Genomic DNA, 26,259 nt, shown 5'->3' with positions numbered 1-26,259 from the left:
AAGAAGGCCCGGAGGCCCCCCGAGGTGGGGGCGACCGGACCTTCGCGCTCGCGCTCAGGCGATCACTGCGGCGCGGGCAGGTCGGCCTGGCACACGCCGATCTCGAGGATCGTGTACATGAGCACCAGCTCCTGCGGCGAGAGCCCGACGTAGTCGAAGAACTCGGCGGTGTGGTAGCTGGTGAACTGCAGCTTGCCGCAGCCGTACTGGCCCGTGATGGTCAGCGGGATGGTCTCGTTGGCGGGGATGTCCCCGCCGCCGGGGCCCTCGAGCCAGGCGATGTGGCCGACGTTGACCTGGCCGCCCATGCCGTCGTCGACGAGGATCTCGGGCAGCGGGTATTGGATGCCGGACCAGTTGTCGACGGTCTCGACCTGGGGCAGGTCGAAGAGGGTCGGGTGCGCCTCGTCGTTGAGCGGGTTGATGTCCTTGAGGGGCTCGGGCATGACCGTCAGCCAGTCGAGCAGGCCCTGGTCGAGGACCGTGCCCAGGGAGTTGAACACGCCCAGGTCGGCGTCGTTGCCCCCGTAGAAGGTCTGGTACTCGGGGAAGACCTGGCCCATCCACTCGTTGGCCCAGTCGGCCACGTACCAGCGGCCGCCCTCCTCGACCCAGGCGCGGATGTTCTCGATGGCCTGCGGGGTGAGGTCACTGAGGAAGGCATCCGTCGAGCAGGGCACGAAGATGATGTGGTACTTGGCCAGCTCGTTCGGGTCCGAGATCAGGTCGGCCATGGTGCCCTGAGACACGAAGCCGTCGATGCCGGGGTCGCGGCCGTTGTCGTAGAGCGCGAAGCTCTCGGTGCCCGGGATGGTGTTCTCCTCGAAGCTGGCGATGGTCGTATCGCCCAGTCCCATCTTGCCCAGGGCGTCCTCGATGCGGTCGTAGGAGCCGTTGGCGATGGCGATGCGGGGGATCCACAGGCCGCCGCCGGGGTTCCACTCGCCGGGCAGCTCGAGCAGGTCGTCGCTGAGCGCGTTGTCGCCCGGCATGATGTTGATCTCGGTGACGCGCATGAACTCGCCCTTGCGCACGACGAGGTACTTGTCGCCGGACTGCGCCTGGACGTTGAAGGTGCCGTCGGGGTTGGTCTCGGTGTAGTCCTCGAGGCCGCAGGTCAGCTCGACGCACTCCGAGCAGTAGACCCCGTCGGGGATGCCCATGGGCGCGGTGTCGGTCGTGTAGACGATGGCCCCGGACACCGGGATGGTGCCGTTGGGGGCGAACACGGTCCCGCTGAGGGTCGCGTCGGCGTTGGGGTTGGGCGGGCAGCAGTCGTCGCCCTGCTCGAGGCAGTCGCCCTCCATGCCGCCGGTGGTGCCGGTCTCCGTCTCCGTCTCCGTCTCCATCCCGGTGGTGTCTTCCATCCCGGTGGTGTCTTCCATCCCGGTGGTGTCCTCCATCCCCGTCGTGTCCTCCATCCCGGTGGTGTCCTCCATCCCGGTGGTGTCCTCCATCCCGGTGGTGTCCTCCATCCCGGTGGTGTCCTCCATCCCCGTCGTGTCGGCGGTGGTCGTGTCGCCCGAGGAGTCCCCCGTCTCGGTCCCGTTGGTGGTGCTCCCGTCGGCGTCCTCGCTGCCGTTGTCGTCGCTGTCGCCGACCTCGTCCTGACTCCCACCGTCAGTCGTGTCATCTGCACAACCAGCCAGACACAGCAAGGTGGTCACTCCAAGGGACAAAATGCTCTCGATCTTCATACTTTCTCCGTTCCGCGTGTAGTCCAGGGGGGCACCAAATCCTACGGCACATGCACATCTGGTGGATTGCAAGAGTTCTCACACGTGTTCGAGGAAAAGCGACGCGGACTCGACGCATTTGAGCCGCGATGCCAGCCAAACTGGGCGCCTACATCGATCCAACGTCGTGTGCTATGGACGTCGGCCCGCCTGAACGAGCGGCCTGACACACCGAGGCTGCTTTGCGACAATTGCTAGCGATTGGCCGCCAGGCCGCGAAGTCGAGGAAAAGCCATGAGCGACGTCGAGACCGAGACCAACACCAGGATCCGCGAACTCATCGATCAAAACCGCGTGATGCTGTTCATGAAGGGCAACAAGATTTTCCCCAGCTGCGGCTTCTCGGCTCAGGTGGTGCAGATCCTCAAGCACCACGGGGCCGACTTCCAGACCTTCAACGTGCTCGCCGATCCCGCCATGCGCCAGGGCATCAAGGTCTTCAGCGAGTGGCCGACGATCCCCCAGCTCTACGTCGACGGCGAGTTCGTCGGCGGCTGCGACATCGTCACCCAGCTGCACAACTCGGGCGAGCTCGAGCAGGTCCTCGCGCCCAAGTCCTGAGCCCTGCGCTCGCCCCAAACAAAAAAGCGGAGAGCCGAAGCTCTCCGCTTTTTGCGATCAATGGGGATCGATCAGATGTAGGTGCACAGACCGACGCCGGGGTTCATGGCGTCCATCAGGTCCTCACACATGGCGCCGTCGGGGCACTGACCGTCGCCGCCGACCATGCAGATGATGGCGCAGTAGTTGCCACCCATGCCGTCGCTGAGGGCGCAGGCGCCCTGGCCCGCGACACCATCGGGAACGGGCGGGCAGGCGTCGGCGTTCATGCAGTTGGGGTCGGTGCACATGCAGATCGGCGAGCAAAAGCCGCCCTCGAGACCCTGGATGCCGATCGGCATCTCCTCGGCTTGGCAGTTCGGGGGCGCGCCGTAGTAGGGGCCCTCGCCCCACATCGGGGTGCCGCCGGTGGTGGTCGTGTCGGTGCTCTCCTCCATCGAGCCGGGCAGGCCGCACAGGTTCTCGGCGTCGCACTCGAGGCCCTCGTCGCACATGCCGTTGTCGCAGGGGCAGCCGAAGGTGCCGGGGGTGCAGCCGCTGTCGTCCGTGGTCCCGTCGGTCGTGGTGTCGTCGGTCCCGACGTCGTCCATGCCCTCCATGCCGTTGGTGTCGCCGTCGTTGTCGTCGTCGGCCTCGTCCTCGTTCGCCAGGCTCGTGGCCGTGTTGAAGGGGTCGTCAGGGGTCTCGATGGTGCAAGCCGTGAGCAAGCCGGCGGTCAAGACCAGGGAGCCAAGGAGGTAGGAAAGCTTTCGCATCGTGATCGTCTCCAAAGTGCGCAGGGGTGAGCGTCTGGCCGTCGCCAGGGTGCGCGCAGTGGGACTGTTACATGAGACGGGGCCCGCAGGTCAATGTGCGGTTACGACTCCGAGAGCCAATCACGAGCGTCGCTCACCCCGTAGCGTGTGCTGATTTGACACCGCGAACACCGCAGACTTGAGTCGGCACTCGTCCATGCTCGATCCTCTCGGCCCGTGGAAATCCGCTGCTTCACCGTCGGACTGTTTGGTGTCAACACTTACCTGATTTCCGACCCGGCTACCGGCGCCGCGGCGATCGTCGACACCGGTGAGAGCCGCGAGCTCGTCGAGCGCCTCGCCAAGCTCGACCCGGCCCCGGACGTTCGCGCGATCCTGCTCACCCACGGCCACGTCGATCACGCGGGCGCGCTCGTGTGGCTCCAAGAGCGCTACGAGGTGCCGACCTATCTTCCGCGCGACGAGCTGCCCTTGTTCAACGCGCTCCCCGAGCAGGGCGACTGGTTCGGCGCGCCGCACCTCAACCGACCCTGCGGGCGCATCGATCACCTGCTCGACGACGGCGACACCGTCACCCTCGGCGAGCTCGAGCTGACCTTCGTCGCGACCCCGGGGCACACGCCCGGTCAGGGCTGCTACTGGGAGGGCGACGACATCATCGTCGGCGACACCCTGTTCGCCGGCAGCGTCGGGCGGACCGACTTCCCGATGAGCGATCCCTCCCTCGCCCGCCACAGCCTGCGCCGGCTGTTCGAGCTCCCCCCTCACCTGCGCGTGCACTCGGGCCACGGCCCGGTCACCACCCTCGCCCGCGAGCGCGAGTCCAACCCCTTCCTGGGCTTCCTGCGCCTGGGCCTGTGACCGGGCTATACTCCCCGAGACTTGGATCCCGAGCAGGACGCAGCGAGCGCGAGCGGCGACGGTCGCAAGGGACGACCCAGCGTCGCCCTGGTGCTCTCGGGTGGAGGCGCGCGCGGAGCCTACGAGGTCGGGGTGCTCCGCTACGTCCGCGAGCGCCTCGGCGTCGACACGCGCTTCGACATCATCACGGGGACCTCCGTGGGGGCGATCAACGGGGCCTACATCGCGGCGACCGTCGACCGCCCCAAGGCCCAAGCTCGCGCCCTGCAGCGCATGTGGACCGAGCTGACCATCGACCGCGTCTACGACTTTGGTTGGCGACAGCTGCGGAAGATCCCCCAGGTGCTGTTCGGCAAGCGCCTGCCCAAGACCCCGCACGGAGGTCGGGTCGGCGGCCTGGTCGACTCGACCGCCCTCGAGCAGCTCGTCCGCGAGCAGGTGCCGTGGCGACAGCTGACCGAGAACCTCGCCCGCGGTCACCTCGACGCCTTCTCGGTCACGGCCACGGAGGTCGCCACGGGCCTGTCCACGGTCTTCGTCCAGACCCGCGATCACCGGACGCCGCTGTGGACCGAGGGGCCCAACGAGACCGTCGTGCGCACGGGGATCACCGCGGCGCACACCATGGCGTCGGCGGCCATCCCCGTGCTGTTCCCAGCCGTCAAGGTCGGCGATCAGTTCTTCGTCGACGGCGCGCTGCGCCAAAACACGCCCCTGCGCCCGGCCCTGCGCCTGGGCGCTCGACGCCTGCTGATCATCGGCCTGCGCCACGGCGAGAGCCCGGTCGAGCGTCGCGCTCGTCAGCGCGCCGAGGCCGAGGCCCTCTACCCCAACGCCTTCTTCCTGCTCGGCAAGCTGCTCAACTCGCTCATGCTCGACAAGGTCCAGGCCGACCTCGCGCGCATCGAGCAGACCAACCGGATGCTGCGCGCAGGGCGAGAAGCCGTCGGACCGGAATTCGCCAGCCGGCTGAGCGCGGCCATGGGTCGACGCGCGCCGTGGCACGAGGTCGAGACCTTGATGATTCAACCCAGCGAGGACCTCGGCCGGATCGCGTGGGAGGTCGTTCACGGCACCGGGTTGCGGGGCTACGACGGTGTCGTCCCCAACATCATCCGGCGCTCCGTCGAGGCGGATGAACGCAGCAGTCAGGGCGAGAGCGACCTCGCCTCGTACATCCTGTTCGACCCCGAGTTCGTCCGCCGGCTCATCGAGCTCGGCTACGCGGACGCCGCCCGCCACCACGAGCAACTCCTGCATCTGTTTCGTAGCGAGGAAGACGACGGCGCGCACGCGTCCTCGACGGGGAGCTGAGCGACCAGCGTTCGACACCGCCCCTGCCGCCCCTCCCCGCGAGAGCTGGGCTCGACACCGAGCGGGCCGGGTGCGTAAACGGGCGCTCGCGCCCTGCGCGCGGTCGCCCCATTTATCCATTCGCTACTGCGACGGTTTCGCTTGGCTCTCCCGAGCACCTCCGATAGGCTCGAAATACGGCCAGGAGGCCTCGAGATCCCTTTGGAGAGCCGGTTCGAAACGCGGCGTCGCGAACTTCGGTCGGGCTTTGAGCTCGCCCACGACAGCGGTCGACTCGAAGTGCACGAGTTGGCGCCCGGGGTGATCTTGCAGCAGTACGAGGACGGCGTCGTCGACAGCTACTTCGATCCCGTCGCCCGCCTCGCCGAGCGCCGCATCGCCGAGGGCGTCCGCGTCACCTTGATCTCGGACATCACCCGCTCCCGCTCGCACACCCCCTCCTACCGCCAGGCGTGGGCCAAGTGGATCAGCAAGCACGCCGACCAGATCGACGCGGTGCTCGTATTGATGAGCTCGCCCTTGCAGCGCATGGCGGTCAACGCCGCGAGCGCGGCCACGGGCGGCAACGTGTTCAAGGGCTTCACCGACATCGAGGCCTGGCAGGCCGCCGTCGAGCGGGCCGTGCTCCAGGCCGAGGCCAGCGCCGAGGCGCGCCGGGCCGCGGACGGGAGCATCGAGATTGCGACCCCCTCGGCGCCGCGCGAGGACGGCCGGGTCGCGACGATCCGCCTGGGGCCCACGGTCGACGAGAGCAACCCGCGCTCGGGCGCGTCCACGCCGGGCTCCGGGGGCTCGGCCCGGCCCAAGGACGACGTCGCCGAGGGCACCGAGATCGCCGGGGCCTACCGCCTCGATCAGCGCATCGGTCGGGGCGGCATGGGCACGGTCTACCGCGCCCACCAGTTCTCGCTGCAGCGCGACGTCGCCATCAAGCTGATCCGCTTCGATCGCCTCGACAACCCCCAGGCCTTCACCCGCTTCCAGCGCGAGATCGACATCGTCGCGCACCTGTCCCACCCCAACGTCGTGCAGATCATCGACGCCGGGACCACGGAGAACGGGCTGCGCTACCTGGTCATGGAGATGCTCGAGGGCCTGCCCCTGACCCACCACGTGCCGCCCGGCGGGCTCGACCCGCTCGAGGCCGTGGAGCTGTTTGGGCAGCTGTGCGCCGGGGTCAAGGCGGCCCACACCAAGCGGCTGATCCACCGCGACCTGACCCCGGGCAACGCCTTCGTGAGCACGGCCGAGGACGGCTCGCACCAGGTCAAGATCCTCGACTTTGGCCTGGCCAAGTCGCCCGAGTCCGACGACAGCATCCTGACCATGGAGGGGCAGATCCTCGGCACGCCCGGCTTCATGGCCCCCGAGCAGATCGATCAAGAGAGCGAGATCGACGAGCGCACCGACATCTACGCCCTCGGGGCGCTGCTCTACTACTCGCTCACCGGTCGGCGCCCGTTCACCGGCAAGTCGCCCGGGGCCATCTTCGTCAAGCAGCTCGCCGGCAACTATCGGCCGATCAGCCGCGACGCCACCCACCTCGCGCCCTTTCGCAAGATCCTCGCCAAGGCCCTAGCCGTGGCCAAGGACGAGCGCTACGCCACCATCGACGCGCTGTGGGCCGACGTCGAGGCCGCGGGGGAGAGCATCGCCCGCTCGGGCACCCGCTCGCTGCGGGCTCGGACCCTGGGCCTGACCGCCCTGCCCCAAGAGGCCAACTGGATGACCTACGTGTGGGTCGTGGCCGGGGTGACCTTGCTGTCCCTGCTGATCACCAGCCTCGTGCTGATGATGACGTGACCGAAGCCCAGGCTCTGATCAGAGGGTCGGCCAAAACGAGTTTTGCCCGACCCTCTGTCTAGTTTAGCCGTCGTGGACGACGCCACGCCCTCCCTGCCCCACGTCCACGACTCAGGGGCCGTGAAGTTTTCACAGCCCCTGACTATTTTGGCCGTCGTGGACGACGCCACGCCCTCCCTGCCCCACGTCCACGACTCAGCGTCGACGGCGGCGCTTGTTCTTCTTGCCCTTGCTGGGCGCGAGGTAGGGCGTCGGGTCGATGGGCCGCTGGCCGTGGCGCAGCTCGACGTAGGCCGTGGTGCCCAGGCCGTCGTCGATGGCCTTGGGGCCCACCCGGCCCAGGCTCGCGCCGGCCTCGAGGTCCTGGCCCTCCGCCACGCTGACCGTCAGCAGGCGCGCCGTGAGCGAGAGGTAGCCGCCGCCGTGGTCGACCACGACCACGCGCTCGAAGCCCGGCAGGGCGCCGACGAAGGCGACCCGACCGGGGGCGATGGCCCGGACCGCGTCGTTGGCCGCGGCCTCGAGCTCGACGCCGTTGCGGTGCATGGGCACGGCGAGCACGGGATCTTTGTAGTCGCCGTAGCGACCCGCGACCTTGCCCTGGACCGGGCGCACGAGGGCGTCCTTTTCGAGCAGGTCGAGGCCGCGGTGGTGCTGGAGGTTGCGCCGCTCCTTGCCGAGGACCGAGAGCAGCCGACGCTCGCGCTCGGGCAGCTTGCCGCGGACCCGCTTTTGCAACCGCTTGCGGACGTGGTGCGCCGCCGCGAGGCTGGGGTGGAGGTTGTCGGCGCCCGCGTCGAGGCTGGCGCTCTGCAGCCGACCCAGGGAGTCGAGGGCCCCGAGGACCTGGAGCTCGCGGCTCGCGGCCAGCAGCTCGGCCCGGGCCTCGCGCTCGGCGGTGGTGTGGATCTGCAGCTGCTCGAGGTCGTGGTCGACGAGGGCCCGCAAGGTCCGGCCCCGGGCCGCGCGCTCGGCCGGCGTCATGTGGCCAGCGGCGCCGTCCTCGAACACCATCTCGAGCATGCCGCCGCCGCGGGCGAGCTTGTAGAGCTTGCGCGCGCGGACCGTGCCCAGGGTCTCCCGCTCCACGCGGTGGGCCCGGTAGGCGTCGAGCTTGCGCAGGCTCTCGCGGCTGCGGCGATCGAGCAGCGCCCCGGCCCAGGTCAGGCTCTCGCGCTCGCGCTCGAGGGCGACTCGGCCGCGCTCGAGGGCGTTGGCCGTCTGGGTCAGCTCGAGCTCGCGCTCGGCCGCGTCGCGCAGCGCCGCCCGGCGCTGGCCCTGCTTGCGGCGCTCTTTTTTGCTCATGCCCGAGCCCGCCTGCACCGCGCTGGCCGTGGCCAGGCTCAGCGCCCCGACCCCGCCCAGGCCCAGCGTCAGGCTCACGGCGAGGCTGGCGAAGCGAGAGGGCCGGGGGCGACGGGGACGGGCGTGGGTCTTGGCGTCGGTCATGGCTGCGTCCTCAGATGTCGGCGTGGCGAGCCACGGCCGCCCGCGAGCCCAGCAGGCCCAGGAAGCCGCCGAAGGCCAGGGCCACGGCCATCTCCACGAGGGAGAAGAAGTGCAGGGATCCGGCCGCGAACACCAGGGCCAGGCCGCGCTCGAGGAAGGGCTGGACCAGCTCGAAGGCCAGGAACAGTCCGACCAGGGCCAGGGCCGTGCCGAGCACGCCCTGGAGCACGCCCTCGACCACGAAGGGGGCCCGGACAAAGCGCGCCGTGCCGCCGACCAGGCGGAGGATCTGCAGCTCCGAGCGCCGGGCGAACACACCCAGGCGGATGGTGCTCCACACGATCGCCAGGCAAGCCAGGCTGACCAGCAGACCCACGCCGAGGGCGAGCCAGCGCATGGTGTCGACCATGGCCTCGGCCTGCTGGACCCAGGGGCCGAGCACGCTGACCTCGTCGACGCCGTCCATGCCCCCGACCTGCTCGGCCAGGGCGTCGGCGAAGCCGGGCTCGACGCCCGCGACCAGGGACAGCTCGATGGTGTCCGGGAGGGTCTGCGGATCGATGCCCTCGAGCAGCTCCGAGCGCTCCATGCCGCCGGCGGCCAGGCCTTCGCCGAGGCCGTCCTCGAGGCGCGAGAGCGCCTGCTCCGGGCTGACGCGCTGGGCCGCCTCGACCTCCGGCAGGCCCTCGAGCAGCTCGGCGAGCTCGGCCGTGGACGCCGGGTCGATGTCGGGATCCATGAACACGGTCACCGGCACGTCGATGCCGACGGTGGTGGCGACGGTGCTGACGTTCTGGAACAGCAGCGTGGCCGTGCCCAGCAAGAGCATGCAGACCGCCATGGTGCCGACGGCGAGGAGCTGGACCAGGGGGCTCTGGCCCATGCCACGCAGGCCGCGGGCCACGGCGTAGCGCGCCGCGTTGAAGGAGCTCCACAGCGGGACGCGGATGGGATCGGCGGAGGCCGTCTCGGGCTCCGGCTCCGGCTCCGGCTCGGGTGTCGGCGCCGCCTGCTTGGCCGCGACGAGGGCCTCGAGCTCGGCGGAGGCCGCCGCGGGCTCGTCTTCGAACTCGTCCGTGTCTTCGGCCAGCTCGGTGTCTTCGGCCAGCTCGGTGTCTTCGGCCTGCTCGGCATCTTCGGCCTCTTCGGCCTGCTCAGCCTCTTCGGCCTGCTCAGCCTCTTCGGTCTGCTCGGCCTCTTCGACCTGCTCAGCCTCTTCGACCTGCTCAGCCTCTTCGACCTTCTCGGCCTCTTCGACCTTCTCTGCCTCTTCGACCTTCTCGGCCTCTTCGACCTTCTCTGCCTCTTCGACCTGCTCGGCCTCTTCGACCTTCTCAGCCTCTTCGACCTGCTCAGCCTCTTCGACCTTCTCGGCCTCTTCGACCTGCTCGGCCTCTTCGACCTTCTCGGCCTCTTCAACCTGCTCGGCCTCTTCGACCTGCTCGGCCTCTTCGACCTTCTCGGTGTCTTCGGCCTTCTCGGTGTCTTCGGCCTGCTCGGCCTCTTCGACCGTCTCGGCCTCTTCGACCGTCTCGGCCTCTTCGACCTTCTCGGCCTCTTCGACCTTCTCGGCCTCGGCCTCTTCGATCACCGGAGCCACCGCCACGGCGTACTCGAAGCAGCCAAACTCGCCGAGCAGCGCGACCTCGCGCAGATCAAAACTCGGAAGCGCGGCCGCCGGACACACGAAGGCCCGCCAGGCTGGCCAGTGTCGGGCCCCTGCGACCAACGAGCGCGCCGCGATGATCTCGGGCGCCTCGACCTTGGTCTCGGTCTCCGCCTCGCTCTCCTCGGCGACAGCCTCCTCGGCCTCGTCCTCGGCAAACTCGAGCACGTCCAGCGCCTCGGGCTCCTCGGCCTCGAGGGCGCCAAACACCTCGTCGTCGTCGTCGCTCGCCTGGAGGAGGGTCTCTTGGTGAAGGGGCTCGGGCTCGGGGGCCGTCTCGGCTTCGACCGTGGCCTCGGGGAGCTCGGGCAGCTCGGACGCAACCGCCTCGCCGCTCTCCGCGACCTCGACCGCGAAGCGCGGCAGCTCGGCGCAGGCCGCCTCGGTGACTTCGATGACCTCCGCGATCGCGATCGTGGGCTCGAGAAGCGCAGGCGTGACCGCCTCTGCGTTCGCACCAGCCGCGACCTCCTCGTCATCGTCGGCCTCGTCGGCCTCGAGGATCTCGAGCTCCGGAGCCGACTCGAGATCGATCTCCAGCTGCTCCCGAGCAGCCTCGGCAGCCTCGGCCTCGAGCCACTCGGGCTCGTAGGCCTCGAGCAGGTAGTCGTCGTAGTCGTCGATGATCTCGCCGAAGGCGTCGAGCTCCTCGGCGCTCCGGGCCTCGACTTCGACCTCGACCAGGCCCGCCTCCGCGGCCTCCAGGGCCTCGATGGTGTCCTCGTCCTCGGCGACGTAGACCTCGACCTCGGTCAAGTCCGCCTCTGCGAGCTCCTCGTCCTCGCTGGCGTGGACCTCGACCTCGACGAAGGCCGCGACCTCGCGCGCCGGGGGCTCGAGGGCGATGGCGTCCAGGGCGTCGAGCAGGTCCGACTCGACGCCGAACTCGGCCGTGGCCTCGGCCGCGAGCTCCTCGTCGTCGGTGAAGCGCTCGAGCAGCTCGGCGCTGGTGTCCTCCGCCCGCTCGGGCGCGTCCACCTGCGTGTGGACCTGGGGTTCGGGGCCGTCGTCCTCGGGGAAGAGCTCGGCGTAGAGCTCGGCGGACTCGTCGATGGCCTCGACGTCGAGGATGTCGGCCTCGGCGAGCTCCTCGACCTCGTCGAAGCGCTCGGGGTCGAGGGCGACGTGGCCGGGGACCAGCAGGAGGCTGGGCTCGAGGTCGTGGAGCTCGTCCTCCTCGGCGAACAGCTCGGGCTCGAGGGAGAGCTTGGCGAAGCCGGCGGCCGAGCGCGCGGCCTGGGGCTCCGCCTCCACCTCGGCCTCCGCCTCCACCTCGGCCTCCTCGTCGTCGCTGAGATCGACCTCGATCTCGAGCTCGGCGTCGAGCTCGTCAGCCTCGTCGTCGTCCGCGAGATCGACCTCGATCTCGAGCACGTCCCCGCGGCGGTCCTCGGCGGCCCCGCTCAGGGCCGACCGGTCCAGCTCATCGGCGACCGCTTGGCGCTCCCAACCGGGCATCAGGCGACCTCGGCGACCCCGTCGGTCACGGTCTGCGCGGCGTGGGGATCTTCGTCGGTCAGCTCGAGGCTGATCTCCAGGGCGTCGGCGAGCGCGGTCAGCTCGTCGACCAGCTCGTCGACGATCAACAGCACGCTCCGACCCTCGGCGGGGGCGGGCTCGAGCTCGACGGCCTCGAGGGCGGCGAACTCGGCGTCGAGGCCGAGGACGAGGCTGTCATCGTGGCGGGGGACTCGGGCGAGCATGGGCTTGGGCAGCAGGGTCTTGGCGTTCATCTCAGGCCACCTCTTCCAGGTTGGCGTCGGCTCCAGGGCGGAGCTCGACCACGGGTTCGTCACAAAATTCGTCGTCGTCGATGGCCGCGAGGGCATCGATGGGTTCGCCGAAGGCGTCGAGCTCGGCGGTGAAGTTGGGGGCCCGATCGACAACGCGGTCCTCGATCAATCGGCCCATCTCGAGGTGCAGAATTCGGCTGGCGGGGGCGTGGCGGAACACCAGCGGGTCGTGGGTCGCCAACAAGATCGTCGTCCCGGCCGCGCGGATCAGCTCCAGCTGCCGCAGGATGTCCAGGGTCAGCGCGGGGTCGAGGTTGCCCGTGGGCTCGTCGGCGAGCAGCACCGGCGGACGATTCGCCAACGCGCGCGCCAGGGCGACGCGCTGCTGCTCTCCCCCAGACAGGCAGCGAACCGGCTTGCGCGAGTTCGGGTCGAGGCCGACGCGCTCGAGGCTCTCCTTGGCCCGGCTGAGCACGTCGCGGCCGCGCAGGCCGAGGACCTGGAGGGTCAGGCGGACGTTCTCGAGGGGCGTGGCCTCGGGCAGGAGCTTGAAGTCCTGGAACACGGCGCCGAGGTTGCGGCGCAGGTAGGGGATCGAGCCCTTGGTCAGGCGGTGGACGTCGCGCCCGGCCACGCGGATGGTCCCCCGGTCGGGCTGCTCCATGGCCAAGATCAGCTTGAGCAGGGTGCTCTTGCCGGCGCCGGAGGGGCCCATGAGCAGGGCGAACTCCCCCTTCCCGATGCGCAGGCTGACGTCAGACAGGGCCGGGAGGCCGTTGGGGCGGCTCCCGTCGGTCTGACCGTAGGTCTTCGTCACGCGGGACAGCTCGATGATGGAGGCGTGTGCCATGGGCGCACCCTCGCCGCTAGCACGCCCGATCCGGGCCCGGAAAAATTCGGCCCGGAGCTCCTGGGCCCCGAATTCGCCCAAAAATTTTTCCCGCGGCCCTCGCCGGGGTCTTGTGGTCGCGGCGCGGGCGTGTGAAGCCTGCTGGGTGAGCGCCCCGCCGCAGCAAGACGCCCGCTGGACCGTCCGCGAGCTCCTCGCCTGGACGACCGAGCGCTTCGCCAAGCTCGGCATCGACGATGCGCGCGTGGACGCGGAGCACCTCCTCGCCCAGGCCCTGGACTGCTCGCGCATGGACCTCTACCTGCGCCACGCCGAGCTCCTCGACGAGGCCCAGCGCGCGCCCTTCCGCGAGCTGGTCCGGCGCCGCCTCAGCCGCGAGCCCGTGGCCTACATCGAGGGCGCGCGGGGCTTCCACGCCCTCGACCTCGAGCTCGCCGTCGACCGGCGCGTGCTGATCCCCCGGCCCGAGACGGAGCACCTCGTCGACTGGCTGCTCGAGGATCTGCGCGAGCCGCCGGCGCCGCTGATGGACGTCCTCGACGTCGGCACCGGCTCCGGGGCCATCGCCCTGGCCGTCGCCAAGGCCCGCTACGAGGTCACCGTGACCGCCGTCGACGCGTCCACCGACGCCCTCGACGTCGCCCGCCAAAACGCCGAGCGCCACGGCCTCGGCGAGCGGGTCCGCCTGCGCCGGGCGAACCTCCTCGACGGCGTCGAGGATCCGCCCGGGGGCTGGACGGCGATCGCGGCCAACCTGCCCTACATCCCCGCGGCGGACTGGGCCCAGCTCGCGCCAGAGGTCCGCGACTTCGAGCCCCGCGGGGCCCTCGTCGGCGGCGACGACGGCCTCGACCTGGTCCGGCGGCTGATCACCCAGGTCGCCGAGCGCCGCGCGCTCGCGCCGGGCGGCGGGCTCTACCTGGAGATCGGCGTTGGCCAGGCGGCCGAGGTCGAGGCGCTATTGCGCGCGGCTGGCTTCGTTGGGGTCGCCTCCCGGGACGACTACGCCAAAATTCCGCGGATCGTGGCGGGCTACCGCCCGCGTCCTCACGCGCGGTAGGCGCGACCGTTGATACCATCCCCCCGTGGATCCTTCGACTCTCCGGGTGGGCCTCGTGACTCCGGCTCAGTCCCACGACCCCTACCGGGCCATGGACTACATCGGCGGCGTGGTCGCGGGGCAGCTGTTCCAGAGCCCCTTCGCCTTCGGCCGCGGCGACGGTGCGATCCGCCCGCTGGTGTTCGCCGGCCCCCTCGAAGCCCGGGGAGCCGCGCGCTCGGTCGGCCGCGTCCGCGAGGGGCTGCGCTTTAGTGACGGCAGCCCGGTGACCGCGTCGGATGTCATCGCGTCCCTCAACCAGGTGTGGATCCGCGGCCGGGGCATCCGGCTCCGAGAAGAGCGCGACTGCGTGATCTTCGAGCGCCCGAGCGGGATCGCCGATCTGCACGCGACGCTGGTGACCTCGTGGAGCGCCATCTCCAAGAACGGCGACGGGCGCACGGGCTCCGGGGCCTACGTCGTCGGCCCCGGCTCGACCCCCGAGCGCTTCGAGCTCGTCCGCAACCCCCACTACGCCGGCCAGCAGGGCCCGGGCGCCATCGAGTCCATCGAGCTGCGCTGCTACCCCCCGGACCCCGACGGGCGCGCGACCAAGCTCGTCGCGGCCCTCGAGGCCGGCGAGGTCGACTTCACCCAGGTCCTCGGCCGCGACGACGCCGCGCGCCTGACCCGGGTGCGCAAGCTCTACCAGCCCGGGAGCAGCACGGCGATCCTCTATCTGAACACCGAGCGCCTCGACGTCGCCATGCGCCGGGCGATCGTGACCAGCGTCGATCGCTACGCCCTGACCAGCCTCTGCTACGACAACCCCGCCGGCTTCGTCGCCCGCGGTCTGCTGCCCCCGCGCATGGGCAGCTACGCCGACGAGGTCACCCAGGCCCCGGTCGACCGGGGACAGCTGGCCAAGACCGAGCTCGAGCTGCTCGTGGTGTGGGCGCCCCGGCCCTACCTGTCGCGGCCCGCCAAGGTCGCCGACGCCCTCGCCGAGCAGCTCGCCAAGGTCGGCATTCGCCTGACCATCACCCACGCCAAGAACGCGGACGACTACTTCGGGCGGCTCGAGGCCGGGGACTACGACGCGGTGCTCTCGGGCTGGATCGCCGACTCCGGCGACCCCCGGGAGTTCCTCCACTCCCTCGTCCACGGCAACAGCGTCCTCGCCCCCGGCGTCGACAACCCCTCGGCCTCCAACCTCGCCCGCTGGCGCGACGCCGAGGCGGACCAGTGGATCGCGCGCATCGACGAGGGCAGCCAGGGGCGCCACAGCGAGGCCACCGCCGCGCTGATCCGCCACATCGGCGAGCAGGCGCCGCTGCTGCCCCTGATGTACGGGCCGAGCGTGACCGTGCTGAGCCGGCGGGTGCGGAGCTTCGAGCCGCACCCCTTGAACATCTACCCGGTGTTCGCCGAGCTGAGCGTGTAGGCTGAACGATGGTGCATCGCCCTCACTCGGGTTTGACGGACGCGGCGTGCTTCTCGAGCCAGCGTCGGACCGCGCGCAGCTCCCCGGCGTAGTCCGTGCCCGCCGTCGCGTAGGCGGCCTCGGCCTTGCGCGCGAACTCGACGGCGCGGCGCCGCTGCTCGGCCTGGAGCGCGGGGTCCTGGTCCTGCCCCGCGCGCTCCCACAGCGCCTGGGCGTAGGCGAAGAAGGTCTCGCCCGCCGCGTCGCCCTCGTCCTTGCGGGTCAAGCGGATGGCCGTCGCGGCCTCGAGCAGCTCCAGGGCGCGCTCGAGCTTCCCGCTGGCGAGGTAGGCCCGGCCGAGGCCCGTCATGGTCATGAGCTTGACCGGTCGGTGCTTCTCTTTGTAGTTGGCCCGCTCGAGCCCGAGGCAGCGCTCCCACACCTCGATGGCCCGCTCGTAGTCGCCGAGGAAGCGGTAGGCCTCGCCGAGGTTGTGGAGGTTGTTGACGAGCCGAGCCGAGTTCGCGCCGAAGTTGGCCTCGCGGATCGCGACCGCCTTCATGTACTCGTCCCGCGCCTGCTCGAAGTAGCGCTTGGCCTGCTCGGGGTCGGTCCAGCTGAGCAGGCGCCCCTGGGTGAGCACGCTGTTGGCGATGCTGTTGTGGGACGAGGCGGCGTAGGGGTGGTCCGCGCCCAGCTGCGCCTCGAAGATGGCCAGCGCCTTGCGGGCGTGCTCCTCGGCCTCGCCGTGGTGGCCGTTGGCCGTCAGCGCGTTGGCGAGGTTGTTGTGGGTGATCGCGACCTCGGGGTGGTTCGCGCCCAGCTGCTCGCGGCTGATCTTCAGCGCCCGGCGGTGGTACTCGATGGCCCCCTCGGGGTTGTCCCTGGCCAGGGTCAGCGAGCCGTAGTGGCCGTAGAAGTCTGCCTCGAGCAGGGGCGCGTCGCCCAGGCGCTCGAGGGCCGCGCGCGCGTCGTCGGCCAGGAGCTCCCCGGCCTCGACGTCGTGCTCGACCACGGCCACGTGCATGAGCCGGGTCAGGGCGCTGACTCGGGTCGCGTCGTCGCCGGCGATGTCGGCCCGGCGCAGGGCCTCGCGCAGGTTCTTCTTGGCCTCGGCGCTCATCCGTCGCTTGGACTGGAGGTCGCCGAGGACGAGCAGCGCGCGACCCTCGCCGTGGGGCGTGCCGATGGCCTCGGCGAGCTCGACGGCCTTGGCCGCGTACTCGAGGCCCTCGTCGTACTTGCCCAGGGCCTTGCTGCCGCTCGCGCTGGCGATCAACCGCTCGAGCTCCTCGAGGCGCTCGTCGTCGGCGGGCTCGCTGACCAGGGCGTCGGCGTCGGCGCAGGTCGCCACCTGGTTGAGGCTGCCCGCGGCGACCACGGCCCGGGACACCACGCCCTCGTCGGCGTCGACGAGCAGGCCGACGAGCTGCTCGAGCTCGGTCTTGCGCTGGCCCAGGCAGACCATCTTGCGCCCGAACAGCTCCGAGTCTTCCTCTTTGCGGACCACCGAGGCCTCGCACACCTCGCGGTGCATCGACACCCAGTCGTCGGCGTAGCTGTCGAGCAAGCGCGCCGTCCCCGTCCACGCGTCGCCGGCGTAGGGGGTCTTGGTGGCCATGAACGCGCTCTCGACCTTGGTCCGCACCTGGGCGTCCCACACGCCCACGAGCTCGCGCTCGCCCCCGTCGCACGGCCCGGGGCCCTCGGGGCGCAGCATCAGCCAGGCGACCGCGCCGAGGACCATGGAGGCCGCGGCGACGGAGCTGACGATCCACCGTCGGCGCTTGCGGGGGTCCCGGGACAGGGCCGCGAGCAGGACCTCCATGCTCGGCCAGCGCTCGTCGGGGTCGACCGACATGCCCCGCTCGAGGGCCCGGCGCAGGTAGGGCGGCACCGTGTACTTGGGCGAGCTGGGCTCGCGCACCTTGCCCTCGATGACGACCATGGCCAGCTGGCGGACGCTGCGGGCCGTGAACGGGCGCTGGCCGTAGAGCTTCTCCCACAGCGCCACGCAAAAGGCGAACTGGTCGGAGCGCGCGTCGGCCCGCCGACCCATGTGCTGCTCCGGGGCCATGTAGGCCGGCGTGCCCAGGATGGCCCCGGTCTGGGTCAGGGGCTGGTTGAGCGAGTCGCTCGACTCGAGGCCGGCGACCAGACCGGCGACCAGGGTCGAGTCCGAGGCGCTCGGCGAGGTCGGCTCGGGCTCGTCGTTGGCCCCCCGCGCCAGGCCAAAGTCCAGCACGCGCACCCGGCCGTCGTTGCCCACGAGCACGTTGTCGGGCTTGAAGTCGCGGTGCACCAGGCCCGCCGCGTGGGCGGCCGCCAGGCCCCGTCCGGCCTCGTCGAAGGTCGCCAGGATCTGAACTAGGGCCTCGGAGCTCGGCCCCTCCCGGGGCTCCCAGTCCCGCAAGGTCTTGCCCTCGATGAACTCCATGGCCACGAACACCTGCTCGCGGAAGCTGCCGACGTCGTAGACCTGGACGACGTTGGGGTGCGAGAGCTTGGCCAGGGCCTGGGCCTCGCGCTTGAGCCGGGAGTGGTCGGCCCCGCCCGAGTCCACGCCGCGCAGCAGCTTGATGGCGATCTTGCGATCGAGCTCGGTGTCGTAGGCCGAGTAGACGACGCCCATGCCCCCGGCGCCGAGGCGCTCGAGCACGGTGTAGCGGCCGATGCGGACCGGGTCCGCCGCCGCCCCAAACAGCTTGGCGGCCACGGAGTTGCGCAGGTGCTCGGCGTCCAGCGCCCCCACGCGCACGGGCGGCGGAGCGGTGCGCCCGGGGGTGCCCATGCCGGACAGCAAGCTCGGGGCCTCCAGGCTGCGCGGGTCGAGGGTCTCGCCGACCATGTCGACGCCCCCGAGGGTGTCCTCGAGTGAGGGGAGGGCTTCGCCCTCATCGTCGCTGTCCGCTCCCGCCACGGCTCAAGGATGGACCATTGCCCCCATCGATTCCAGACCTGCGCGCCCGGCCCCTGGGCGGATCGCGCAACGGCGATTCACGGCAGCTGCGTGACCGTGATCTCGCCCATGGTTCCGTTGCTCTCGCTGTCGACGAAGATGTACACGCCATCCCCGGCGTCCAGGGCCACCACGAGCACGGAGCCCGCGGCGCACTCGAGCTCGCCCGTCTCGCACTCCGAGCGCGCGTAGAGGACGGGCTCGAAGTCGATGCCGGTCACCTCGAACTCGAACTCTGCCGTCTCGGGGGCCGTGAAGCTGAAGATGTGCTCGGCCATGCCGCCGCCGCAGGTGCCCATGTCGAGCGAAGGTCCGTCGAGGGAGAGCATCTCGGGGGTGTCGAGCGCCAGCTCCTCGACGCCTTCGCACGGGGAGCTGCCGGTCTCCGTGGAGGTCTCCTCCCCGGTCTCGGTATCGGTGTCACCGTCCGTCGTGTCGCTGGTGTCGGTGGTCCCCTCGTCGGTGGTCTCCTCCCCCGAGGTCGTGTCACCGGCGGTGTCGTCCATGCCGTCCTCGGTCGTGTCGCTCGACGACTCGCCGTCGGTCCCGGTCTCCCCCTCCTCGCCCGTCGTGCCGTCCTCGCCGGCCTCGTCGTCGCTCTCGTCGGCATCGTCGCCGCCGAACTCTTCGGTTCCGCTGTCGCCGATGTCGTCGGGGACGATGCCAATGTTGATGCATCCCAGACTCAGCGTGCCCAGCACGGCGAGCAGGCAGGTCGAGGGTCGCAAGGAGGTGCGAGGGGCGTGATGGATGGTCATGAATGGGTCCTTAAAGGCGGCGAGCGGCGCCGTTGAGTGCGCGCACTCGTGCTGCGTACTATGTGCCACGAGCCACCTGGATCGATCAGCGGGGCCCCGAGCACGTCCAACGCAATGACGAAGCCCCCGAAATCACTCGTGATTTTCGGAGGCTTCGGGCCCGCGGAGGGCCTCCATCGGCGGCGCTCAGAGCGGCTCGATCGTCAAGGTCGCGCTGGACGCGGCCGCGCCCTCGAGGATCACGAAGATCGGCGAGGTGTCGAAGGGACCGGCCTCGATCGCCAGGTCCGCGCTGCCGCACTGGTCCTCTTCGAGGAGCCAGCAGTTCTCGTCGGCGAGGACCATGGCGCCGGTGAACTCCGCGTCGAGGCTGAAGCTGTAGGCCGTATCGGCCTCGGGGAAGAAGCTGAACACGGCATCGGGGCTCGGCTCCGAGCACTCGTTGTCGAGGATGTCGGCGTCGCCGATGTCGATGGCGTTGGGGCCCACGTCGAGCTCATCGCCGGCGAGGGCCTCGCACTGACCCATCTCTCCCCCCGTCGTGTCCTCCTGGGGCCCCGAGTCCATGTCGTCGGCGCCGGTCCCCGTGGTCTCCTCGCCCGAGGTGGTGGTGCCCTCCTCGGTCCCCATGCCCTCTTCCGTGGACCCGTCGGTGCCCTCGCCCTGCTCGTCCTCGCCGTCGCCGGTCGTGCCCTCGTTCATGCCGGTCTCTCCGCCGGCCTCCCCCTCGGTCTCGCCGGCGGCGTCGTCCGAGCCCTCGTCGGCGATGCCGATGTCGTCCGGCACGATGCCCACGCAGCCCGAGGTCGCCCACGCGAGCCCGAGCGCGGCGAGCGAGCGCCCTCGCCAGGCCCTCACAGCGGGCCCTCGATGGTCATGGTGCCCGTGCCCGTGGCGCCCTGGGAGTCGATGATGACCCACAGGGTCTCGTCCGCGAGCAGGTCGGGTTGGATGGTCTCGCCGCTGGCGGCACAGGCCAGCGCCTCGAAGGGCTCGCACACGGGGCCGCCGTAGTTGACCGCCGCGCCCTCGAAGTCGGCGTTGAGGGTGAAGCTGTAGGCGCCCGCCTCGGGCGCGGTGAACACGTAGGCGCCCTCGGGCCCCGACGCGTCGCAGGCCTCGATGAGGTTCGGCCCGTCGAGGATCTCGACCGGGTTGTCGCCGACCATGAGCTCGGTCGCGTCGAACAGCTCGCTGCAGTCGATGCCGCCGCCGTCGCTGCTGCCCTCGGTCGTCTCGTCCGAGGTGCCCGTCGTCTCGTCCGTCGTACCGTCCTCGGTCGTGCCCTCGGTCGTGTCGCCCTCGGTCTCCTCGCCGGTCCCGACCTCGTCGTCCGAGGTGTCCTCTCCGACGTCGTCCCCGGCCTCGTCCCCGCCGGTGGCATCGTCTGCGACGCCGATGTCATCGGGCACGATCCCGACGCAGCCCCCCGTGTTCAGGGCCAGCCCCAACCAGACGAGGGAGGCGATCCAGGGACGCTTTTTTTCCGGGCCAGGCGGCCTCTTTGCGCGTGAAAAAGAGCACGATTCATGGGTCAAGTCAGTAAGGGTCATGAGCCCGCTTCCTCCGCCGACCGATGCAAATGGGCGGCTGGTGGCGCTTTGGTTGAATACCTGAGATGTACCACGACCGCCGGACCGAGGCCGCCCCACTCCCCGGTGGGATCGAGCGCAAAAGCTGGACCCAAATCCCGCCCCAGCCTGGCTGGGCGCGGCGATCCGTGGCTGTTAGGATGCCCCCGTTCATGACCCCCGGACCCGCAGCGCAATCCGACCTCGAGCTGCTCGACGCGTGGCGAGCAGGGGATCAGCGCGCAGGCAACGAGCTGTTCAACCGTCACTTCGACAGCATCTGCCGCTTCTTCGCCAACAAGGCGCCGGCCGAGGTCGACGATTTGATCCAGCGGACCTTCCTGGCCTGCATCGAGGGGCGCGATCGCTACCGCGGCGACGCGAGCTTCCGCGGCTACCTGTTCGGGGTCGCCCGCAACGTGCTGCGCCGCTACTACCGGGACAAGCGCTACCACGACGCCCGCTTCGATCCCCTCATCGCCTCGGTCCACGACTTTGGCCCCGGCCCCAGCCTGCTGATCGCCGACAAGCGCGAGCAAGAGCTGCTCTTGCAGGCCCTGCGCCGCCTGCCCATGGACCACCAGATCACCCTCGAGCTCTACTACTGGGAGAACATGTCGGGCTCCGAGCTGGCGACCGTGCTCGAGATCCCCGAGGGCACCGTCCGCGGTCGCATCCGCCGGGCCAAGCAGCTGCTCGAGACCGCCCTCGCCGAGCTCGCCGAGTCGCCCTCGCAGCTCGAGAGCACCGTCGCCAACCTCGAGGGCTGGGCGCGATCGCTGCGCGAGAAGGCCCTGGTCAAGCCCGACCCTGCCTGAGGGGAGGGCGTGGCGTCGTCCACGACGGCCAAAGCAGACAGGCTCGAGTTCAGGGGGCCGCGGCCGCGAGATCGGTCAGCCCCGCGTCCCAGTAGGTCGAGCCCTCCTGGGTCACGAACAGGTTCATCGCCGCGCCCTCGAAGCAGGGCAGGTAGATCTTGGCCTGGAGCAGGTTCTGCGAGCTGTCGAGGGCGACGACGCCGAGGTACTCGGTGGGTTCGGTCAACAAGGTGGCCCCGCAGGCGTTGGCGAGGTGGATCTGCAGGATGTCCGGGGACTCGAAGCTCACCCCGCCCATGAAGCCCGGCGTGCCCGAGATCAGCTGCCCGAGGTAGCCGTCGGAGTCGTAGTGGCAGGTGCCCGCGCCGTGGCAGAAGGTCGCGACCACGCAGCCGGGCTCGCCGTAGACCAGATCCGGGACGTTCTCGCCGCTGGCCTCGGCGACCGCGAGGAGCTCGAAGGGCACGGGCTCGACGCGGGCGATGGGCTCGCACTCGTCCACGCCCGTGTCGACGTCGCTCTCGCCCAGGCTCTCGGACTCCGTGACGGCCTCCGTGTCCGTGTCCGTGTCGACGTCGGACTCCGAGCTCTCCGACTCCGTGCTGCCTGACTCCGTGCTGCCCGTGCTGCCTGACTCCGTGCTGCCCGTGCTCCCAGACTCCGTGCTGCCTTCGCCCGTCCCCGCGTCCGTGGAGGCCTCCTCCGCGTCCCCGGTGTCCCCATCGGCGACCCTCCGCGGCGGATCGAACTCGGTATTGAACAGGGTGCAGCCCGTCCCCGCGACCACGAAGATCGACGCGACCACGACGCACGAGCGGGCAACCATGCCCACCACTGTAACGCCCTCTCCCTACTCAATCGCCGAAGCGCAGCTTGTAGACCGGCAAGGGCTGCACGCGCCCTTTGACGTAGTGCTGGAAGGGGCCGTCGAGCTCGAAGGGTGGGTTTGGACCCAGACGCTCCACCGTAGACTCCCCCAGCGCGATCTCACCAGCCTCGGCGACGTCGCAGATGCGGCTGGCCATGTTCGTCGCCGAGCCGATGGTCGCGTACTGGAGCAGCTGCTCCGAGCCGATGTTGCCGGCGGCGACGGGGCCGCTGTTGAGCCCGATGTGGATGCTCAGCGCGGGGAAGTTGGTGGTCTCCGAGAGCTCGCGGATCGCCCGCTGCATGCCGACCGCGGCCTGCACGGCCCGCATCGCGTCGTCGTCCCGGCGAAAGGGCGCGCCCCAGACCGCCAAGATCGCGTCGCCGATGTACTTCTCCAAGGTGCCCTCGTAGCGGAACACGACCTCGGTCATCTTGGGGAAGTAGCGGTTGAGCAGGCGGACGACGTCGCGCGGGGCCATGGTCGCGGACATCGCCGTGAACCCGCTGATGTCGCAAAACAGCGCCGTGACCTCGGTGTCGATGGCCTCGACGGTCATCTGCGGCCGCTCCATGAGCTGGGCGATGGTCGTCGGCGGGAAAAAGCGCAGCAGGTTGTTGCGCGTGACCGCCTCTTTCTCGAGGCGCTCGTAGAGCCGGGCGTTGTCGATGGCGATGGCCGCCTGGGCGGCGAAGGCCGAGAGCAGCTCGAGGTCCTCGCCCGTGAACGCGGCGGGCACGGTGAGGTTGTCGACGTAGAGCGCCCCGATGACCTTGTCGTGGGGCTTGAGCGGCGCGCACATCGACGAGCGCACGGACTGGATGTGGATCGAGTGCGCCCCGGCCAGGCGCGGGTCGGCCTTGGCGTCGGAGAACAGCGCCGACACGCTGCGCTCGCGGACGTAGCGGAGCACGTGCTGGCTGTAGACCTCGCCCGTGGTCTTGAGGCCCTTGCGGCTGGCCTCGACCGCCGGCGGGCCGAACTCGCCGGTGTCCTCGTCGAGCATGATCAGCGCGGCCCGATCGACGTCGAGGATCGAGAACACCAAGTCGATGATCTTGGCCAGCTGCTTGTCGATGCCCTGGGGCGAGGACAGCAAGCGCGCGACCTCGAGCAAGACCTGCAGCCGGCCCTCGGGGCTGTTGGGTCGGCGCGCGGGCGGGAGCCCCGACTTCTCGGCCTGACGGCGCAGGCGCGAGTCCGTGAGCAGGGCCTTGAGCTGCTCGCGGTTGGTGTCCGAGGGGATCTCCTGGATCATCGTCTCGGGCGGCGGCACCGAGTACTCCTCGGAGTGGAACAGGAAGGCCACGTCGCCGCAGTTGAAGATCGTGCCGTCGCTCAGGGGCTGGGGCTGCTCGAGGCGCATGCCGCCGACGAAGGTCCCGTTCTTGCTGCCCGCGTCGCGCAGCGTCGCCCGGCCGTTGGCGTCGATGTCGATGGTCGCGTGGAAGCGCGACAGGCTCTTGTTGGCCACGCGCACGTCGACCTCGCGACCACGACCGATGCTCACCGTCCCCGCGATCAGGTCGATGACCTGCTCGTCTCGGCGGCCGAGGTTGACGGTCAAGCGCGGCATCTGCCCGGGGATTGTCGCCAATGGTCGGCGCTGGCCGCAAGCGCCCCGACTTTGCTCTTGCAATCCGAAGATCCTCGCCGTAGACCCAGCGCCCCGCGGCCCCTGCTCGTGCCGCGTCGCCCGGCCACATGTCCGCACCGACCCTTCCCGTCACCGCGTCGACCTTCGACCCCGTCCCCCTCCTGGCCAGCGAGCTCGGGCTCCGCCCCGAACAGGTCCAGGCCGTCGTCGCGCTCCTCGCCGGGGGCGCAACCGTCCCCTTCATCGCCCGCTACCGCAAAGAGGCCACGGGCGGCCTGGACGAGGTCCAAATCCGCCAGATCGACGAGCGCCGGACCTATCTCGACGAGCTCGACAAGCGCCGTGAGGCGGTCATCGCCCTGATCCGCGAGGCGGGCAAGCTGACCCCCGCCCTCGAGGCCCAGCTGCGCGCCGCGACCACCAAGCAGCGCGTCGAAGACCTCTACCTGCCCTACAAGACCAAGCGCCGGACCCGGGCGACGATCGCCCGCGAGCGCGGCCTGGGCCCCCTCGCCGAGCGCGCACTGGCCCAGCCTGGCGAGGGTGACCCCCAGACCGAGGCCCAGGCACTCGTCGACCCCGCCAAGGAGCTCGCCGACACCCACGCCGTGCTCACGGGCGTGCGCGAGATCCTGGTCGAGACCGTCGCCGAGCAGCCCGAGGTGCGCGCCAGCGTACGCAAGCACTTCGGTGATCACGGCGTGCTCGAGACTACCGAGGTTGCTGGACGTGAGGCCGGCGAGCGCAGCAAGTTCGAGGACTGGTTCGACTGGTCCGAGCCCGCGTCCAAGATCCCCTCGCACCGCTACCTGGCCATCCGCCGGGGCGAAAAGGAGGGCGTGCTGCGCTCGAAGATCGTCGTCGAGCCGGCCCTGGTCCAGCCCCAGGTCGAGACCCTGATGCAGCTCGACCCCGCCTCGCCCTTCGCCGATGTCCTGCGCAAGGCCATCGACAAGGCCCTGCGCGGGCGCCTGTCGATCGGCGTGGAGACAGACGTGCGCGTCGAGCTCAAGCAGCGGGCCGACCGCGAGGCCGTCGAGGTGTTCGCCGAGAACCTGCGCAACCTCTTGCTCGCCGCCCCCCTCGGCGCCGTCTCGGTCATCGGCATCGACCCCGGGCTGCGCACCGGCTGCAAGTGCGCGGCCCTCGACGCCACCGGCAAGTTCCTCGAGACCATCACCATCTACCCCGTCCGCGACCGCGACCGCGCCGCGGCCCAGCTCCAGGCCTTCGTGGCCAAGCACGGCCCGCGGGCGGTGGCCGTGGGCAACGGCACCGGCGGACGCGAGACCGAGGCCCTGACCCGGGAGGTCGTCCGCAAGCTCGGCGGCGAGCAGGCCCCCATCGTCGTCAGCGTCAACGAGGCCGGCGCGAGCGTGTACTCGGCCTCCGAGGTCGCGCGCGAGGAGTTCCCCGATCTGGACCTGACGATCCGCGGGGCCATCTCCATCGCCCGTCGCCTCCAAGACCCCCTCGCCGAGCTCGTCAAGATCGACCCCAAGTCCATCGGCGTCGGCCAGTACCAGCACGACGTCCAGCAGACCTTGCTCAAGCGCAAGCTCCACGAGGTCGTCGAGAGCTGCGTCAACAAGGTCGGCGTCGAGCTCAACACCGCCAGCGCCTCGCTGCTCAGCTACGTCGCCGGCGTGGGCGGCTCGCTGGCCAAGAAGATCGTCGCCCACCGCGAGCGCGTCGGCCCCTTCCCCAACCGCGCCGCGCTCAGCGAGGTCCCCGGCCTGGGCCCCAAGACCTTCGAGCAGGCCGCGGGCTTCTTGCGCGTGCGTGACAGCGCCACCCCCCTCGACCGCTCCGCCGTCCACCCCGAGCGCTACGCCCTCGTCGAGCGCATGGCCGCGGACCTGGGCGTGTCCGTGCTCGAGATCGTCGGCAACCCCGAGCTGGCCAAGCGCGTGGACCTGCAGCGCTACGTCGACCGCGAGGCCGGCGTGGGCGAGCTGACCCTGCGCGACATCTTGAGCGAGCTCGCCAAGCCCGGCCTCGACCCCCGGGCCGAGTTCGAGGCCCCGCAGTTCCGCGACGACGTCCACGAGATGTCCGACCTCGAGGAGGGCATGGCCCTCGAGGGCGTGGTCACCAACGTCACCAAATTCGGCGCCTTCGTCGACGTGGGCGTGCACCAAGACGGCCTCGTCCACGTCAGCGAGCTCAGCGACAAGTGGGTCGACGACCCCAGCAAGGTCGTCAAGGTCGGCGACAAGCTGAAGGTCCGGGTGCTCAGCGTCGATCTCGAGCGCAAGCGCATCGCCCTGTCGGCGCGCAAGAGCGGCGGCAAGGGGCAAGGTCAGGGCCAGGGTCAGGGCCGAAACGAGGCCAGGGGCGGACGCGACGGGGGCGAGCGCAAGGGCTCGAACGCTGGCAAGCGGTCCGGGTCCAAGGGGCGCGATCGTCGAGGCGGGGGCAAGGGCGGTCGCCGAGAGCAGCGGGACCCTGGGTTTAGCAACAACCCCTTCGCCAAGCTGCGTCGCTAGTTTTGCTTG

At 70.3% G+C, this 26,259-nt stretch carries 20 protein-coding genes; 8 read left to right on the top strand and 12 right to left on the bottom strand.

Going from position 1 to position 26,259, the window contains the following annotated elements; all coding sequences use genetic code 11:
* Window positions 1–62 precede the first annotated feature (62 nt).
* The gene (locus PPSIR1_RS42240; protein WP_232296451.1) at window positions 63–1,697 is read right to left on the bottom strand and encodes a hypothetical protein; all 1,635 of its coding nucleotides are present in this window, start codon (window positions 1,695–1,697) and stop codon (window positions 63–65) included.
* 273 nt (window positions 1,698–1,970) lie between these two features.
* Between PPSIR1_RS42240 and grxD the strand changes: the two genes are divergently transcribed.
* Window positions 1,971–2,297, top strand: a complete 327-nt coding sequence (gene grxD, locus PPSIR1_RS08860; RefSeq protein ID WP_006970690.1) for a Grx4 family monothiol glutaredoxin — start codon at window positions 1,971–1,973, stop codon at window positions 2,295–2,297.
* Window positions 2,298–2,368: 71 nt separating this feature from the next.
* Here the strand turns inward: grxD and PPSIR1_RS08855 are convergent, their stop codons facing one another.
* Window positions 2,369–3,052, bottom strand: coding sequence for a hypothetical protein (locus tag PPSIR1_RS08855; protein ID WP_157595350.1), 684 nt, complete (start codon window positions 3,050–3,052; stop codon window positions 2,369–2,371).
* 216 nt (window positions 3,053–3,268) lie between these two features.
* Between PPSIR1_RS08855 and PPSIR1_RS08850 the strand changes: the two genes are divergently transcribed.
* The 3 genes from PPSIR1_RS08850 (at window position 3,269) to PPSIR1_RS42235 (ending at window position 7,030) form a co-directional block, all read left to right on the top strand.
* Window positions 3,269–3,913, top strand: coding sequence for an MBL fold metallo-hydrolase (locus PPSIR1_RS08850; protein WP_006970688.1), 645 nt, complete (start codon window positions 3,269–3,271; stop codon window positions 3,911–3,913).
* Between the two features lie 21 nt (window positions 3,914–3,934).
* Window positions 3,935–5,227, top strand: coding sequence for a patatin-like phospholipase family protein (locus tag PPSIR1_RS08845; RefSeq protein ID WP_006970687.1), 1,293 nt, complete (start codon window positions 3,935–3,937; stop codon window positions 5,225–5,227).
* A gap of 279 nt (window positions 5,228–5,506) precedes the next feature.
* Window positions 5,507–7,030 (top strand): serine/threonine-protein kinase, encoded by a 1,524-nt coding sequence (locus PPSIR1_RS42235; RefSeq protein WP_006970686.1) that lies wholly within the window; start codon window positions 5,507–5,509, stop codon window positions 7,028–7,030.
* Between the two features lie 195 nt (window positions 7,031–7,225).
* Here PPSIR1_RS42235 and PPSIR1_RS42230 read toward each other — a convergent pair whose 3' ends face one another.
* Genes PPSIR1_RS42230 through PPSIR1_RS08820 form a run of 4 tightly spaced genes read right to left on the bottom strand, consistent with a single transcriptional unit; the run spans window position 7,226 to window position 12,728 of the window.
* Entirely contained in the window at window positions 7,226–8,479 is a 1,254-nt protein-coding gene (locus PPSIR1_RS42230; protein WP_006970685.1) for a murein hydrolase activator EnvC family protein, read from the bottom strand.
* Window positions 8,480–8,489: 10 nt separating this feature from the next.
* Window positions 8,490–11,603, bottom strand: coding sequence for a cell division protein FtsX (locus PPSIR1_RS42225; RefSeq protein WP_006970684.1), 3,114 nt, complete (start codon window positions 11,601–11,603; stop codon window positions 8,490–8,492).
* On the bottom strand, window positions 11,603–11,878 hold the full coding sequence (locus PPSIR1_RS08825; protein ID WP_006970683.1) for a hypothetical protein: 276 nt from the start codon (window positions 11,876–11,878) through the stop codon (window positions 11,603–11,605). The genes PPSIR1_RS42225 and PPSIR1_RS08825 overlap by 1 nt, the downstream gene beginning before the upstream one ends.
* Window position 11,879: 1 nt before the next feature.
* Window positions 11,880–12,728: a cell division ATP-binding protein FtsE gene (locus PPSIR1_RS08820; RefSeq protein ID WP_006970682.1), complete on the bottom strand. Its 849-nt coding sequence runs from the start codon at window positions 12,726–12,728 to the stop codon at window positions 11,880–11,882.
* 145 nt (window positions 12,729–12,873) lie between these two features.
* On the opposite strand from PPSIR1_RS08820, the gene prmC reads away from it, so the two are divergent.
* Window positions 12,874–13,788 (top strand): peptide chain release factor N(5)-glutamine methyltransferase, encoded by a 915-nt coding sequence (prmC, locus tag PPSIR1_RS08815; RefSeq protein WP_006970681.1) that lies wholly within the window; start codon window positions 12,874–12,876, stop codon window positions 13,786–13,788.
* Between the two features lie 25 nt (window positions 13,789–13,813).
* Window positions 13,814–15,211, top strand: coding sequence for an ABC transporter substrate-binding protein (locus tag PPSIR1_RS08810; protein ID WP_157595349.1), 1,398 nt, complete (start codon window positions 13,814–13,816; stop codon window positions 15,209–15,211).
* A 22-nt stretch (window positions 15,212–15,233) separates the two neighbouring features.
* Here the strand turns inward: PPSIR1_RS08810 and PPSIR1_RS08805 are convergent, their stop codons facing one another.
* From PPSIR1_RS08805 to PPSIR1_RS08790, 4 genes are all read right to left on the bottom strand, one after another.
* Window positions 15,234–18,110: a serine/threonine-protein kinase gene (locus PPSIR1_RS08805; RefSeq protein WP_006970679.1), complete on the bottom strand. Its 2,877-nt coding sequence runs from the start codon at window positions 18,108–18,110 to the stop codon at window positions 15,234–15,236.
* Window positions 18,111–18,187: 77 nt separating this feature from the next.
* A complete protein-coding gene (locus PPSIR1_RS08800) occupies window positions 18,188–18,907 on the bottom strand; it encodes a hypothetical protein (protein WP_006970678.1) in 720 nt (239 codons plus the stop codon).
* A gap of 186 nt (window positions 18,908–19,093) precedes the next feature.
* On the bottom strand, window positions 19,094–19,765 hold the full coding sequence (locus PPSIR1_RS08795) for a hypothetical protein (RefSeq protein WP_006970677.1): 672 nt from the start codon (window positions 19,763–19,765) through the stop codon (window positions 19,094–19,096).
* A complete protein-coding gene (locus PPSIR1_RS08790; protein WP_157595348.1) occupies window positions 19,762–20,319 on the bottom strand; it encodes a hypothetical protein in 558 nt (185 codons plus the stop codon). The genes PPSIR1_RS08795 and PPSIR1_RS08790 overlap by 4 nt, the downstream gene beginning before the upstream one ends.
* A 332-nt stretch (window positions 20,320–20,651) precedes the next feature.
* On the opposite strand from PPSIR1_RS08790, the gene PPSIR1_RS08785 reads away from it, so the two are divergent.
* Window positions 20,652–21,296, top strand: a complete 645-nt coding sequence (locus tag PPSIR1_RS08785; RefSeq protein WP_045115684.1) for an RNA polymerase sigma factor — start codon at window positions 20,652–20,654, stop codon at window positions 21,294–21,296.
* 49 nt (window positions 21,297–21,345) lie between these two features.
* Here PPSIR1_RS08785 and PPSIR1_RS08780 read toward each other — a convergent pair whose 3' ends face one another.
* Both PPSIR1_RS08780 and PPSIR1_RS08775 read right to left on the bottom strand, forming a co-directional pair.
* Window positions 21,346–22,122, bottom strand: coding sequence for a hypothetical protein (locus PPSIR1_RS08780; protein WP_045115672.1), 777 nt, complete (start codon window positions 22,120–22,122; stop codon window positions 21,346–21,348).
* Window positions 22,123–22,150: 28 nt separating this feature from the next.
* Window positions 22,151–23,740, bottom strand: coding sequence for an adenylate/guanylate cyclase domain-containing protein (locus tag PPSIR1_RS08775; protein ID WP_006970673.1), 1,590 nt, complete (start codon window positions 23,738–23,740; stop codon window positions 22,151–22,153).
* A 128-nt stretch (window positions 23,741–23,868) separates the two neighbouring features.
* Between PPSIR1_RS08775 and PPSIR1_RS08770 the strand changes: the two genes are divergently transcribed.
* On the top strand, window positions 23,869–26,250 hold the full coding sequence (locus tag PPSIR1_RS08770; protein WP_006970672.1) for a Tex family protein: 2,382 nt from the start codon (window positions 23,869–23,871) through the stop codon (window positions 26,248–26,250).
* The last annotated feature ends 9 nt before the right edge of the window (window positions 26,251–26,259 follow it).

The organism is Plesiocystis pacifica SIR-1 (assembly GCF_000170895.1).
Classification (GTDB): Bacteria; Myxococcota_A; Polyangia; order Nannocystales; family Nannocystaceae; genus Plesiocystis; species Plesiocystis pacifica.
Note: the sequence above shows the minus strand (reverse complement) of the source record. Positions and strands in the feature narration are given on the sequence as shown.